Origin of the sequence: Duganella sp. Dugasp56 (assembly GCF_047304105.1) — a bacterium.
GTDB lineage: Bacteria > Pseudomonadota > Gammaproteobacteria > Burkholderiales > Burkholderiaceae_D > Rugamonas > Rugamonas hordei.
The window spans coordinates 122,454-136,062 of sequence record NZ_JBGLYQ010000013.1; the positions used below are offsets into that span (position 1 = coordinate 122,454).

The window sequence follows — 13,609 nt, forward strand, 5'->3', positions numbered from 1 at the left end:
ACAATGAAGATGCTGAACCAGGAAGAAGCAAAACGCATTTGCGACAAGATCATGTCGCTGTCCAAGGCCGACGAGTGCCGTGTGCAGATCAGCGGCAGCCGCAACGGCAATATCCGCTATGCGCGCAACGCGGTGTCGACCGCCGGCTTGATCGAGAACACGCAGCTGTCCGTCAGCGTCGCCTTCGGCAAGCGCCAGGGCACCGCGTCGATCAATGAGTTCGACGACAAGTCGCTGGAAAAGGCCGTGCGCCGCGCCGAAGACGTGGCGCGCCTGGCGCCGGAAAATCCGGAGTTCCAGCCGGCGATCAAGAAGCAGGAATACAAGCTGTCCAATACCTACAGCGACGCTACCGCCGCCATCGATCCGGACTACCGCGCCGAAGTGGCCGCCGTCAGCATCAACGCCTGCAAGAAGCAGGGCCTTGTCGCAGCAGGCTTCTTCAGCGACACCACCGGCTTTGAAACCATCGCCAACTCGAACGGCGTGTTCGGCTACCAGACCTTGAGCAATCTGGGTTTCACCGTCACCACCCGTACCGAGGATGGGCGCGGTTCCGGCTGGGCCACGCGCTCGGCCAACGATGCGAAGAAATTCGATGCGCGCGAAGCGTCCGAGATCGCCATCGAGAAGGCGTTGAAGTCGGTCGAGGCCAAGGCGCTGGAGCCGGGCCGCTACACGGTGATCCTGGAGCCGGCGGCGACGTCGGAAATCATCGGCCGCATGTTCGGCGCCTTCGACGCGCGCCAGGCCGACGAGGGCCGCAGCTTCCTGTCGAAGAAGGGCGGCGGCAACCGCCTTGGCGAGAAGCTGTTCGACGAGCAGGTCAACGTCTGGGCCGATCCGTGGAATCCGGACGTGCCGGTGCTGGCCTGGGACGGCGCTTCGATGCTGGCGCGCGAGCGCACCGACGTGATCAAGGGCGGCAAGATCGAATCGCTGGACTACACCCGCTACTGGGCCGAGAAGCAGGGCAAGCGCGCAGCAGGCCGTCACGGCAACATGATCATGGCGGGCGGCGGCAAGTCCACCGAAGAGCTGATCGCCTCGACCAAGAAGGGCGTGCTGGTCACCCGCACCTGGTACATCCGCATGGTCGATCCGCAATCGCTGCTGCTGACCGGCCTGACGCGCGACGGCACGTTCTACATCGAGAACGGCAAGATCAAGCATCCGATCAAGAACTTCCGCTTCAACGAAAGCCCGGTGTCGATGCTGAACAATATCGATGAACTGGGCAAGCCGGTGGTGATCGGCGGCGACGAAGTGCGCTTCCAGATGCTGATACCGCCGATGAAGGTGCGCGACTTTAACTTCACGTCCTTGTCGGACGCGGTTTAAGGGGCGGGGCAAAGGGAACAGGGAACGGCGTGGCCAACTACGATTTTTATTTCACCCGCCTGACCTACGAGTCGGGCGACTGGGACGTCGATATCCGCATGCCCAGCAACGTGCTCAACTCGCTGGTCGAATATACGACCTTGCGGGTCGATCCCGTCGAGCGCATCGTCGCGCTGTCCGATCCGAAGATGCTGGAGGCGCCGTTCTGCTATTTCGCCGGCCATAAGCTGGTGCAGTTCACGCCTGCGGAGCGCAAGAACCTGGAGCGCTACATCAAGGGTGGCGGCTTCCTGTTCGTTGACGACTGCAATCACGATATCGACGGCCTGTTCTCGAAATCGTTCGAGGCGGAGATCGCCCGCATCTTCGGGCCCAAGGCGCTGCACAAGATCCCGAACAACCATCCGGTGTATTCGAGCTTCTTCCATTTCGACGGACCGCCGAACACCAGCGTGGAGCTGAACGGCTGGGGCGACGACCTGGTGCACGACTACCTGAAGGCGGTGGAAGTCGGCGGCCGCGTGCGGCTCTTGTACAGCAACAAGGACTACGGCTGCGAGTGGGACTACGACTTCCGCAACAAGCGGTGGCTGGTGGTCGACAACACCCGCTTTGCGGTCAATATCATTCAATATGCGTTGGGAGCTTGATCTTGGATAGTGCAATCGCCTGGAGCGAAAATGAAATCGGCGCGCTAAGCGCCAAGGTGGCGGCGCTGAAGAAGAGCATGTCCCGCGTGATCATCGGCCAGGAAAACGTGATCGATTCGCTGATCATCTGCCTGCTGGCCGGCGGCCATGCGCTGGTGGAGGGCGTGCCGGGACTGGGCAAGACGCTGTTGGTGAAGTCGTTGTCGCAGGCGACCGACATGGACTTCCATCGCGTGCAGTTCACCCCGGACCTGATGCCGTCGGATATCGTCGGCACGGAGATCCTGGAAGAGGACCATGCGACGCGCAAGCGCGAATTCCGCTTCCAGCAAGGGCCGGTGTTCACGCAGGTGCTGCTGGCCGACGAGATCAACCGCGCGCCGCCTAAAACCCAGTCGGCGCTGCTGGAGGCGATGCAGGAGCGCAGCGTGACCTTCGCCGGTCAGACGCACAAGCTGCCCAAGCCGTTCTTCGTGCTGGCGACGCAGAACCCGATCGAGCAGGCCGGCACCTATCCGCTGCCGGAGGCGCAGCTGGACCGCTTCCTGCTGCGCATCGACGTGGTCTATCCGACCGAGGAGGAAGAGATCGCGATGGTCTCCGCCACCACGCACACCGGCTTGAAAGATGCGGAGCCGGTGATGGACGTGGCGACCCTGCTGCGGCTGCAGCAGCTGGTGCGCGACATCGAGATCGGCGATCATCTGCTGGCCTACGCGACGCGGCTGGTGCGCGCCACGCGTCCGGCGCTGACGACGGTGCCGGCGGTGAAGAAGCATGTGGGCTGGGGCGCCGGTCCGCGCGCCGGACAGGCGCTGGTGCTGGCTTCCAAGGCGCGCGCGTTGATGCACGGACGGCTGGCCGTCACGCGCGAGGACATCGCCGAGATGCTGCTGCCTGTGCTGGCGCATCGCGTGATCCGCAATTTCGAGGCCGAGGCGGACGGTGTCGCGATCGCCGACATCCTGCTGGCGCTGCGCGAGCATATCCGTCCCGACTAAGCTGTTATGCAAGCGACTTCGACATCGTCCGCGCCAGGTTCGGCGACGGCCGCCATGACTGCGATGATGGCCCAGACCAAGGATCTGGAGCTGGTCATCCGTCACGTGCTGGCAGGGCTGGGCCATGGCTTGCATGCGGGGCGCGAGCGCGGCGCCGGCGTGGAGTTCTCCGAGTACCGGGCCTACGCGCCGGGCGACGAGTGGCGCCGCGTCGACTGGAAGCTGCTGGCGCGCGCCGACCGCTATTTCGTCCGCGAGGCGGAGCGCGACAGCCACGTCGCCACCTGGCTGTGGCTGGACGCCAGCGCGTCGATGGCGGAGCCCAGCCGCGAAATCAACGGTGTCGACAAACTCTGGTTCGTCCGCACCTTGCTGGCCTGCGTGGCGGCCATCGCGCAGCGGCAGGGCGATGCGTTCGGGCTGGTGATATGCGGCGGCGGAAAAGTCGAATTCACGCAAGCCTCGCGCGGGCCGCGCCAGTTGCAGCGGGTGCTGGCGCAGCTGTCCAAGGCCAAGCCGGAAGGCAGTTTGCCGAGTGCCGAGGTGCTGCGGGCGAATCTGCATTTCGCGCGTTCGCCAAGCCTGATCTTCGTCGCCAGCGACTTCCTCGACTGGCCGTCGCCGTTGAGCGAAGCGTTGGTGCGCCTGCGCAGCCTGCGGCATGACGTTCGATTGCTGACCTTGCGCACACAGGCGGAGGTGGATGCCAGCTTCAAATCCGGCACGGCTTACCGCGATCCCGAACAAAGCGACGGCTTGCATCGTTTGAGCAACGCCGACCGCGAGAGCTACAAGCAGCAAAGCCGCGCGCACTTCGATGGCGTGTCGGCCAGCTGCCGTCAAAACAATATCGTCCACTACGAGGCGCGCATCGAGCAGCCGCTGCATGCAGTGCTGCGCAGCTGGCTGCAGTTGGCGGGAGCGCGGGCAAAATGATGTTGAGTTCCTATCCCTTCTGGTGGCTGGCGCTGCCGGTTTTGCTGCTGCCGATCTGGTGGCATCGGCAGAAGCGCCAACGACTGAAAGCCGAGCCTTTGGCCACCGCGCGCTTCCTGCCTTCCGCCGCACCCGAGCAGCTGCGGGTGTGGCAGTGGCGGGATCGCTTGCTGTTGCTGGTGCGCTGCCTGATGCTGGTGGCGCTGATCGCGTGGCTGGCGGCCACCATCTTCCCGTGGCGCGGCGATACCGTGCTGGTTGATGCCGGCGCCGACAAGGCGTGGATGGATCAGCAGATCATTGCTGCCGGCATGAACGCGGCGCAGCGCATTGAGCTGCCGGCCACTGGTCAGCAAGGTTCGCATGGCCTGCAATGGCTGCGCGAGCACGAACGCGACTGGCGCCCCGGTGCGCGCCTGCTGGTGGTCGCCCGCGCCGACCAGATAGCGATGCCGGCCCGCGTGCCGCAATTCAGCCATCAAGTTGAACTGCGCACCAAGTTGTCGCCCGTCGCTGCCGCCGCGCCGGTCCAGCATCGCGTTGCGCTGACCGCCGTTGCGGAGCGCGCTGCCACATGGCGCTCGCTGTTCACCGCCTTTGACAGCGCCGGCACTGGCGCCAGCCGTTACATCATCGCTGCCCAGCCGGACGCCATCACAGAGCTGATTGTCTGGGATTCCCCGGACGCGCCGCCAGCCAACTGGCGCGCCCCACACTGGTGGATCGCCGCCCCGGCCGCTGCCGCCTTCCCCGAATTGGCAAAGGCCTCGACGCTGGTCATCAACGGCATCGCGCTGAAATACGCCGACTCGCCTCGCGGCCGCCTGTGGGTCTCGGACGCCTGGCCCGCGCGCGATGCCGACACCGCGCGCGCCATCTACGACGCCTGGCAACTGCTGGCCGCATCTCCCGCGCCAGCCTACCCGACGCCGTCGCAAACCTTCGGCGCCGCCCGCAGCGCGCTGCCGGCCATCACCGACGCAAAGCCAGCAACCTGGCTCGCTCTCGCTCTGCTCGCGCTTTTTGCATTAGAACGGATACTGACCCATGCACGGCGAAACTAAGCATTTGCTCAGCCGGTTGTGGTCCGCTGTCCTGCGCCGCCGAGCGCCGCAGTGGCTTGCCGCCGTGGCACCGCTGGTCATCGCCGCGGCCTTGCTCCCGGTCGCGCGCCCGATCGTCCTGACGGCGGTCGCGCTGTGGGCCATCTGGCTGGCCGCCGACATTTACCGCTGGCGCCGGCGTGTCGACGCCGAATGGACATCGTGGCTGAACGCCGCCATCCCCGCGCTGGAAGACAGCAGCATGTTGCTGGCGGCCGACGCCAACACACCCATCGCCAAACTCCAGCAACAGCGACTGCAAACCCGTCTTGCTGCTGTTCTGGGCGAAGGCGACTATCGCGGCATCGCCCGCAGCCGTGTGCGCATCGGCATCCTGCCTGTTCTGCTCAGCCTTGCGGCGGCTGGCGTCGCCTGGGGCTACCACGGCAAGCAATCCGCCTCCGCACCGGTTGCGAGCGCGCCGGCCAACAAGCCGATCGTCGATGGTGAAATTTATCTGCGCGTTACGCCGCCGGCTTACACCGGCGTCAAATCGTTCGACACCGCCGCCCGCGACATCCAGGTGCCGGAATTCTCCGAGGTGCGCTGGTGCGTGCGCAACCCGAGTGGCGCGCAGCCGGTGGTGGAACTGGGCGACGGACAGACGCTCCCCGTTACCGAAGCCTGCGCATCGCAGCGCGTGAAAGAATCGCTGTTCTGGCGCGCGCGCGGCAAAGGGGGCTCGCGCTACAACATCCGCGTCACGCCCGATCAGCCGCCGCAAGTCACGATCATCGAGCCGACCGAACTGATACACATCCTGCCGAAGGAAACCAAGACCGTGCAGCTGTCCGTCATGGCACGCGACGACTACGCCATCGCGCGCGCCAGCCTGCACATGACGTTGGCGCGCGGCAGCGGCGAGAACATCCGCTTCAGCGACCGCGAAGTGCCGTTGCCGCAGTCGGCGGACCCGAAGACGCGCAACTGGAAAAAACAGTGGACGCTGGCGGAACTCGGCATGGAGCCGGGCGACGAGCTGTACTTCTTCGTTCGCGCCACCGACAACGCGCCGGACAATCCGCACACCACGCAATCCCCGACCTACACGCTGCGCCTGCCGGCGCCGGAGGCGGAGAGCCTGGATTCGACCGCGCTGCCGTCGATGGTCAAGCCGGAAAACCTGCGCAGCCAGCGCCAGATCATCATCGACACCGAACAACTGGTCGCCGACATGAAGGCCAATCCGAACATGGCTGCCGCCACGGTGCGCTCGCGCAGCGAAGGCATCGCTTCCGACCAGGCCAAGCTGCGGCTGCGCTACGGCCAGTTCCTCGGCGAGGAATCGAGCCTGTTCGGCGACGAGCATGAACACGAAGGCGAAGAGCACCACGGCGGCGGCATGGCGGGCGGCGGCGAGATCGCCGTCATGAAGGAATTCGGCCACGCGCACGACCAGGAAGACAATGCCACCATCTTCGATCCGAAGACCAAGGCCGTATTGAAACGCGCGCTGTCGGCGATGTGGGATGCGGAGAAATCGCTGCGCGCCGTCGAACCCAAGCCCGCACTGCCGCCGGAGTACAAGGCGCTGGATGCGATCAAGGAATTGCAGGCGGCCGAACGTATCTACCTGCATCGTACTGCTTTCGTTCCGCCGGCGCTGAAGGAAGAGAAGCGCATGAGCGGCGATATCGTCGGCGTGCTGAGTTACAAGCGCGAGCAGGGCGCCGCCGGCGATACGGTGCCGGCCGAAGTGCGCGAGTTGGTGCAGGCGCTGGCGCAGGACGGTGCGCTGCCCGCATTGTGGAGCAAGGCGGCGCGCGAGACCATCGCCGCGCGCATCGGCGACCAGGAACAGAAGTTGAGCGCCCAGCGCGCGGTGCAGGATGTGCAGGATGGCTGCGTCGCTTGTCGCGGTGAGCTGCGCGCCTGGCTGCGCGGCACGCTGACGGATGCGCCGGTGCTGCTGCAGGCGCGCCCTTCGACGGATACGCCGTTCCGTCAGGCCTGGAGTGGCAAGGAGCAGTCGAAATGAGTATCGCAGTGAATTCGTCGATGGATCTGGCGGCGGTTGCCCTGCCATTGACTGCGCTGGCTGTTGGCGTCGTGAGTGCCGCCATGCTGTACGCCCGCAGCCATAAATGGATCGATGTGGCGCTGGCTGCGGCGGCCGGCGCATCGCTGGCGGTGGCGCTGGCGGACATACGCTTGCTGGAGGCCGGCGAGAACACTCTGACGGTGACCACCAACGCGTCGGGCGGAATCAGCGAGGCTGACTGGCTGGCCATTCCGCGCGCGCAAGGCATCTCGCTGGTTGGCGACGGCTTGCGCGAGGCGGAGTGGCGCGATCTGCCTGCGCGGCCTTTGCAGTGGAAGCCTGCGGCCGCCGATTTGTTGTGGCTGGATTTCCCGCGTTCGATGTCGCTGGGCCGGATTTTTACGCTGTCGGTGCGCCGCTCGCAGGCGCAGGCCGGCTGGCGCTTGCAGCTGCTGGCGGAAAACAAGCAGGGGCTGGCGGAGTCCTCGACGATCGCCGCCGCGTCGCAGTTGAGCGTGCAGTGGCTGCCGCCGGTGGCGGAGGCCATGGTGCTGCAGGCGCGTTTGCTGGACGCCGCCGGCGCCGTGATCGCCCAGGGGCCGATTCCCCTGCAGGTGAAGGATGCGCTGCCTTTGCAGATACAGGGCCGCTTCGATGCGCCGTCATTCGATGCGCGGGCGCTGAATCAGCTGCTGGCCGATGGCGGCGCGATCCTGGACTGGAGCGTCACGCTGGGCAAGGCGGTGGCGCGCAGCGAAACGGCGCGTGTGCCGTTGACCGCGCCAAACGCAGTCGTCGTGGATGCGGCTTACGTGGAGCATTTGAATCCGTCGGCGCGCGATGCGTTGTTGGCGCAGGTGCGGCAGGGCGTTCCGCTGGTGGTCTTGGGCGGTAATGCGGCCGACGCGTCGTTGTGGCAGCGTCAGTTCGACTTGCGCTTGCACCCGCAGTCGCCAACCACCGAGAAGGAAGACACGCGGCAGTTCAGCGTTGCCGGTGCGTCGTTGGCGATGCCGCCGGCCGGCTTGAATCCTGATGATCGTGCCGGAGGACCATGGTCGGTACTGGCGCGCGACGGCAAGAAGCAATCGTGGCTCTGGCAGCGCGATTTGCAGCAAGGGCGCGTAGTATGGATCGGCGTGTCGGACTGGCACAAATATGCGATCAGCGCGCCTCAGGCGCTGGCCCTGTGGTGGCAGGGGGCGATGGATAGTATCGCGCTGGCCAGCGTACAAAAGGCGGGCTGGCAGATGGTTGATCCGATGCCGCTGCCGGGTTTGCGCAGCGAAGTGTGCGCACAGGGCGTGAAGCCGGGGACGATGGTTGGCTTGGTCGGTGCAGCGGAACTTCAATTGCAGGCGCGCGCAGACAAGGCGGACGCTGTGTGTGCGGCGCTGTGGCCGCAGAAGGCGGGATGGCTGGCATTCAAGGCGGCTGGCATGGGGGAGGCGGGGGCCGAGTATGTCTACGCGCGCGGCGACTGGCCGGCGTGGCAGAAGGCGCTGCGGCGCGATGCCACCGCGTTGTATGCGGCCCGCTCGCCAGGCACCACCACGAAGAGCGGCGTCACCGGCAGCAGTCGTCCGCTGCCGGTGGCGCCATTTGGCGCGCTGTTCGCGCTTTGCATGCTCGGCCTGTGGTGGCGCGAGCAGCGCAAGACGTAGCGCTTATTGCGGTCAGCCCGCCCTTACCACTTCTGCCATCCGATGACGTAGGCCGGCGCGTCGATGATGCAGGCCGGATCGACGACAGGCTTCATCGGCACGCGGGCGAACGGCAGCACGCCCGCCCACGCCGGCCAGCTCAGGTCTTCCTCATCATCGGTCGGGCCGCCGGAGCGCACCTTGCAGGCGGCTTCGTCGAGCGCGATGCGCATGATCGTGGTGGCCGCGTATTCCTTGTCCGAACCGGGACGTACCTCCGCCTGCCTGCCTGGCGCCAGCTTCTCCATGAACGCTTCCATCGTGCGATGGCGCTCGGCCTCGTCGGTCACCACCTCGAAGCGCCCATAGATCATCGCCGACCGGTAGTTCATCGAATGGCTGAAAGCCGAACGCGCCATCACCAGTCCATCCAGGTGCGTGATCGTCACGCAGGTCTCGCTTTCGGTCAGGCGCTTGAGCATGCGGCTGCCGTTGGAGCCATGGATGTACAGGTGTCCGTCCTCACGCCAGCAGGCGGTGGGAATGCAGTGCGATCCATGGTCGTCGGTGAAGGCGATGTGGCACAGGTAAGCGTCGTCGATGATCGCATGCAGCGTTGCGGTGTCGTAGTGCGCGTTGGTTGAGACGCGGCGCATGCGGGTGCGTGCGCTCGGTGCGGCTGGGGTTGCTGGTTCGGTCATGATCTCCATCCAAAAAGGTTGAAATGACAATATAATGGGATGCTGGCTCCTTAAACAGATCCAGTAATCGTTAATTTTATGGAGCCACGAATGGATTTCACGCTGCTGATCGACGGCTATGCCGCGCAAAACGCCCATCGCGGCTGGCCGCGCCAGCGGTTGCTGCACGAATGCCTGCGCAACGCGATCCGTAGCGGCACGCTGGCTGCCGGTACCCGGCTGGCCGCATCGCGCGTGCTGGCCGAGGAATTGGGACTGGCGCGCAACACCGTGCTGTACGCCTATGAGCAACTGGCCAGCGAGGGCTACGTGACCACCGACCGGCGCGGCACCGTGGTCGCGACGCTGGCGCCGGATCGCAAGCCGGCCGATGGGCCGGCCGAAGCTGCGACCGCAGGCGGGCATACGTCGAAGCCGCCGCAGGCCGGCCTGTCGCAGCGTGCCCGCGCGCTCAGGTCCTTGCCGGGACCGGCCGAGATGATGGGCGCCTTTGTTCCCGGCGTGCCGGCGCTTGAGCACTTTCCGCTGACGCTATGGCGCCGCATGCTGGAGCGCGCGTTGCGCGGCATGACCGTGGCGCAGCTGAACTACGGCGATCCGGCCGGCGAGCCGCTGCTGCGCGAAGCCATCGCCGACCACCTGCGTGCCGCGCGCGGCGTGGTATGCGACGCCGCGCAAGTGTTCATCACCGACGGCACCCAGAGCAGCCTGACTGTCTGCGTGCAGGCCTTTGCCGACCAGGGTGACACTATCTGGATCGAGAATCCCGGCTACGGCGGGGCGCTGGCCGCGTCGCGCGCGGGCGGGCTCAATGTCGCCGGCATCGATGTCGACGATGACGGCATCGCCCCCAGGCCGGACGACTGGCTATTGCGTCCGCCGCGCCTGATCTACACCACGCCGTCGCACCAATACCCGACCGGCAGCGTGCTCAGTTTGCGCCGCCGGCTGGCGCTGATCGAGGCGGCGCGCGGTGCGGGCGCCCTGATCGTCGAGGACGACTACGACAGCGAATTCCGCCACGACGGCCCGCCGTTGCCGGCCATGCAGGGATTGGCGCCGGATGCGCCGGTGATCTATCTCGGCACCTTCAGCAAGACCATGTTCCCGTCGCTGCGGATCGGTTTCGTGGTGGTGCCGCCGGCGCTGGCCGAGCCGTTCGCGCTGATGCGCGCGCAGTCGTCGGCACGCGGACGCGTGGCCGAGCAGCTGGCACTGGCGGAGTTCCTGCGCAGCGGCCAGTTCGCGCTGCATCTGCGGCGCATGCGGCGCCTGTACCGGCAGCGGCGCGACGCGCTGGTGGCGGCGCTGGAAAGACATCTGGGATCGGTGGCGAAGGTGCATGGCGGTTCGGCCGGCATGCATCTGGCGCTGCGCTTCGACGACGCGGCCATCGATGACGTGGCGGTCGCCGCGCAAGCGCTGGAACACGGCATCGTGGTCAATGCCCTGAGCAGGCACGATACGCAAGGGGAGTCCGGGTGGAAGGGACTGATGCTCGGCTACGCGCAGGTGCCGGCCGAGCGGATGGAAGGGCTGGTCAAACAGTTGGCGGCGATCGTGCACCTTGCGGCCTACGCCGCCAACCGTTCAAACGCTAAGCGAAGAGCCGCTTAGAACGCCGTATCGGCGCGGATATACATCGAGCGGCCGTTGACGCCGATCGGGCAGGTTTCCCAGCAACGGGTGAAGCCCAGTTTCGGGAAGTCGCCGCCGTTGGTCCATTCCGACGGCAGCTGGTTGAACATATTGTTCACGCCCACGCTGAGGAAGGTGCGCTTGCTGAACGCATAGCGTACCGACGCATCGACCAGCCAGCGCGCATCCCACTTCTGCAACGGGCTGAAGTTTTCCGCTTCAACCTCGCCGTAGTAGTTGGCGCGGGTGTTCAGGTTCCATGCGCCCATCGTGTAGTCGGCGGCCACCACATGGTGCTTGCGCGGCTGGCCGTGTTCGATCAGCGTCACCTGCGACTTGTCGAACAGTTTCTCGCCGCTCAGCACCGTCGACGTCGAGTGGCGCTTGGTCACCTCGGTCTTGTTGAAGCCCAGCTGACCCGACAGCACCAAGGTCGACGCGGCGAACTTGCTGGTGTGCTCGGCCACGATATCCAGGCCGCGGGTGCGCGTGTCGACGGCGTTGGTGAAGAACTGTGCCTGGCCTACGCCCAGCGGCTTGAGGATGTTGGCGATCGGGCCGCCGCCGGCTTCCGGTGCGATCTCGCTGGAGAAGACGATGCGGTCCTTGATCTTGATCTCGTACAGGTCGGCCGTCAGCGACATGTTCCTGGCCGGACGGATCACGGTGCCGATGCTGCCGCTGGTCGAGGTTTCTTCCTTCAGCGGCGCGATGCCGAAGGCCTGGGTCACGGCGCTGCCCTGGCGCGCGGTCAGCGTCTCGGTCAGCACGCCGTTATTCAGGTTGGTCGACACGGAGCTGTAGAACTCCTGCTGCACGCTCGGCGCGCGGAAGCCGGTGGACAGGCTGCCGCGGAAGCCGATCTGCTTGGTCGGGTCGAAGCGGGCGCTCAGCTTGCCGGTGACGGTGCTGCCGAAGTCCGAGTATTTTTCATAGCGCACGGCGCCGCCCAGGGTCAGCGTGTCGACCGGCTTGTGTTCGGCGTCCAGGAACAGCGCGATGTTGTGGCGGCCCGAATCGACGGCGGTGGCCGGCGTGTAGCCGGGGAAGCCCTGGATGCCCGCGCCGGCGGTGGCGCCGCTCGGCGTGGTGATCGCGATGGCCGGGTTGTTGGTGCGGCCGTACTGGTAGGAGACCGGATCGCCGGCGATGATCTGGTAGTTGTCGGCGCGGTACTCGAAGCCGGTGGCCAGGAAGATGCTGCCGTCGCCGAACTTGACCGGCCCCTTGATGTCGGCGTTGAAGGTGGTCTGCGAGAACTTCAGCTTGCCGGTGTCGGCTTCGCGCGGCGATTCGGCGTAGATGCCGCCGCCGGGCTTGGGCTCGTACCAGTAGCTGGTGTTGAGGCTGTTCGATTCGTGGAAGCCCAGTTCGCTGTTGCCCTGGTTGATGCTGATGTCGGCCTTCCAGTCGTTGGCCAGGTCGCGGCGGTAGCCGAAGGCGAACGAGGCGTCCTTGATGTCGGTGTGGATGGCCGGCAGGAAGCCGTTCGGGTACACCGACGGCACGGTGCGGTCGTCGCCGGCCGAGCGGAAGAAGCCGAAGGAATCGCTCTTGCGCTTGGACAGGCCGCCGAAGGCGTAGAACTCGCTGGCCTTGTCGATCGGCAGCGCGGCGTTCCACCACAGGTAGACATCCTTGGTGTTGCTGTCGCCGATGTGCTGGGTCACGCGCGGCGGGTTGACGCGCAGCGAATCGGGACCGGCGCGGTTGGTCTCGCCGCGCTTGCGGGCTTCGACGGTGAGGTTGAGGAAGCCGCCGTCCTGGCCCAGCGCGAAGCCGGTGTTGGCGCTGCCCGAATAGAGGTCGCCGTCGCCTTCGGAGGTGGTGCCCAGGCTGCCGCTGAGCGAGGTCTCGTTGACGTTCGACTTGAGCACGATGTTGATCACGCCGGCGATGGCGTCCGAGCCGTATTGGGCGGCGGCGCCGTCGCGCAGCACTTCGATGTGGTGGATCGCGGCCAGCGGAATGGCGTTGATGTCGGTGCCCGCCGAGCCGCGGCCGATGGTTTGCTGCACGTTGACCAGCGCCTGCTGGTGGCGGCGCTTGCCGTTGATCAGCACCAGCACCTGGTCTGGGCCGAGCGAGCGCAGCGTCGCCGGGCGGATGCTGTCGGTGCCGTCGCTGATGAAGGTGGACGAGAAGTTGAACGACGGGTCCAGCGTTTGCAGCAGCTTGCCCAGCTCCAGCGGGCCGGCGGTTTGCATGTCTTTCAGGCTGATCAGGCCGACCGGCGCGGAAGTGTCCAGCGCGGTCTTGGCGACCGAGCGCGAGCCCAGCACCACGACGGTTTGTTCTTCGGGCTTGGCTGCGGGCGCGGCGTCGGCGCCCGATTGCGCCCGGCCCTGGCCGGCCGCCAGCAGCAGGATCGCGCTGGCCAGCAGGGTACGTTTGAATTGCGGTGCTCTTGTCATATTTTCTCTCTCATTGTTTTACGGCTGCGGATGGCGCCGTGGAGAAAATACTAGCTTGCGGGCTTGAAGAGCTACAACGCGGCTTGCACCATTTTGTTGCGTTTTATGTACATTTGATAATATTGCGTGCTTTGTATCCGAATGTACCGTAATCTGACCAACCGTCGGTATCAATCTTGCTGCATAAGGGTGCAAAAGTGT

The 13,609-nt window shown here is 65.8% G+C and carries 10 protein-coding genes; 8 read left to right on the top strand and 2 right to left on the bottom strand.

Annotated features, from left to right (window positions below; all coding sequences use genetic code 11):
• Positions 1 to 3 precede the first annotated feature (3 nt).
• Genes ACCD07_RS11470 through ACCD07_RS11500 form a run of 7 tightly spaced genes read left to right on the top strand, consistent with a single transcriptional unit; the run spans position 4 to position 8,676 of the window.
• Entirely contained in the window at positions 4 to 1,341 is a 1,338-nt protein-coding gene (locus ACCD07_RS11470) for a TldD/PmbA family protein (protein WP_353404791.1), read from the top strand.
• 29 nt (positions 1,342 to 1,370) lie between these two features.
• Positions 1,371 to 1,991 carry a DUF4159 domain-containing protein gene (locus ACCD07_RS11475; RefSeq protein ID WP_413447414.1) on the top strand — a complete coding sequence of 207 codons (621 nt, stop codon included), beginning with the start codon at positions 1,371 to 1,373 and terminating at the stop codon, positions 1,989 to 1,991.
• Between the two features lie 2 nt (positions 1,992 to 1,993).
• Complete coding sequence (locus ACCD07_RS11480) at positions 1,994 to 2,992, top strand: AAA family ATPase (protein WP_353404794.1); 999 nt, start codon at positions 1,994 to 1,996, stop codon at positions 2,990 to 2,992.
• 54 nt (positions 2,993 to 3,046) lie between these two features.
• Positions 3,047 to 3,928 carry a DUF58 domain-containing protein gene (locus ACCD07_RS11485; RefSeq protein WP_413447415.1) on the top strand — a complete coding sequence of 294 codons (882 nt, stop codon included), beginning with the start codon at positions 3,047 to 3,049 and terminating at the stop codon, positions 3,926 to 3,928.
• Positions 3,928 to 4,992 (top strand): BatA domain-containing protein, encoded by a 1,065-nt coding sequence (locus ACCD07_RS11490; RefSeq protein ID WP_413447427.1) that lies wholly within the window; start codon positions 3,928 to 3,930, stop codon positions 4,990 to 4,992. The genes ACCD07_RS11485 and ACCD07_RS11490 overlap by 1 nt, the downstream gene beginning before the upstream one ends.
• Positions 4,976 to 7,009, top strand: a complete 2,034-nt coding sequence (locus ACCD07_RS11495; RefSeq protein ID WP_413447416.1) for a DUF4175 family protein — start codon at positions 4,976 to 4,978, stop codon at positions 7,007 to 7,009. Before ACCD07_RS11490 ends, ACCD07_RS11495 begins: the two co-directional genes overlap by 17 nt.
• Entirely contained in the window at positions 7,006 to 8,676 is a 1,671-nt protein-coding gene (locus ACCD07_RS11500) for a hypothetical protein (RefSeq protein WP_413447417.1), read from the top strand. Before ACCD07_RS11495 ends, ACCD07_RS11500 begins: the two co-directional genes overlap by 4 nt.
• 23 nt (positions 8,677 to 8,699) lie before the next feature.
• Here the strand turns inward: ACCD07_RS11500 and ACCD07_RS11505 are convergent, their stop codons facing one another.
• On the bottom strand, positions 8,700 to 9,356 hold the full coding sequence (locus tag ACCD07_RS11505) for a pyridoxamine 5'-phosphate oxidase family protein (protein ID WP_176655933.1): 657 nt from the start codon (positions 9,354 to 9,356) through the stop codon (positions 8,700 to 8,702).
• A 90-nt stretch (positions 9,357 to 9,446) separates the two neighbouring features.
• Between ACCD07_RS11505 and ACCD07_RS11510 the strand changes: the two genes are divergently transcribed.
• Positions 9,447 to 10,973, top strand: coding sequence for a PLP-dependent aminotransferase family protein (locus tag ACCD07_RS11510; protein ID WP_413447418.1), 1,527 nt, complete (start codon positions 9,447 to 9,449; stop codon positions 10,971 to 10,973).
• Here ACCD07_RS11510 and ACCD07_RS11515 read toward each other — a convergent pair.
• Positions 10,970 to 13,408, bottom strand: a complete 2,439-nt coding sequence (locus ACCD07_RS11515; RefSeq protein WP_413447419.1) for a TonB-dependent receptor plug domain-containing protein — start codon at positions 13,406 to 13,408, stop codon at positions 10,970 to 10,972. The genes ACCD07_RS11510 and ACCD07_RS11515 overlap by 4 nt on opposite strands.
• Between the last annotated feature and the right edge of the window lie 201 nt (positions 13,409 to 13,609).

What these genes read in the sequence shown, in the direction of transcription:
- ACCD07_RS11470 (WP_353404791.1), top strand. Translation starts at nt 4, where the DNA reads ATGAAGATGCTGAACCAGGAAGAAGCAAAACGCATTTGCGACAAGATC.
- ACCD07_RS11490 (WP_413447427.1), top strand. Translation starts at nt 3,928, where the DNA reads ATGTTGAGTTCCTATCCCTTCTGGTGGCTGGCGCTGCCGGTTTTGCTG.
- ACCD07_RS11510 (WP_413447418.1), top strand. Translation starts at nt 9,447, where the DNA reads ATGGATTTCACGCTGCTGATCGACGGCTATGCCGCGCAAAACGCCCAT.
- ACCD07_RS11485 (WP_413447415.1), top strand. Translation starts at nt 3,047, where the DNA reads ATGACTGCGATGATGGCCCAGACCAAGGATCTGGAGCTGGTCATCCGT.
- ACCD07_RS11495 (WP_413447416.1), top strand. Translation starts at nt 4,976, where the DNA reads ATGCACGGCGAAACTAAGCATTTGCTCAGCCGGTTGTGGTCCGCTGTC.
- ACCD07_RS11505 (WP_176655933.1), bottom strand. Translation starts at nt 9,356, where the DNA reads ATGACCGAACCAGCAACCCCAGCCGCACCGAGCGCACGCACCCGCATG.
- ACCD07_RS11500 (WP_413447417.1), top strand. Translation starts at nt 7,006, where the DNA reads ATGAGTATCGCAGTGAATTCGTCGATGGATCTGGCGGCGGTTGCCCTG.
- ACCD07_RS11515 (WP_413447419.1), bottom strand. Translation starts at nt 13,408, where the DNA reads ATGACAAGAGCACCGCAATTCAAACGTACCCTGCTGGCCAGCGCGATC.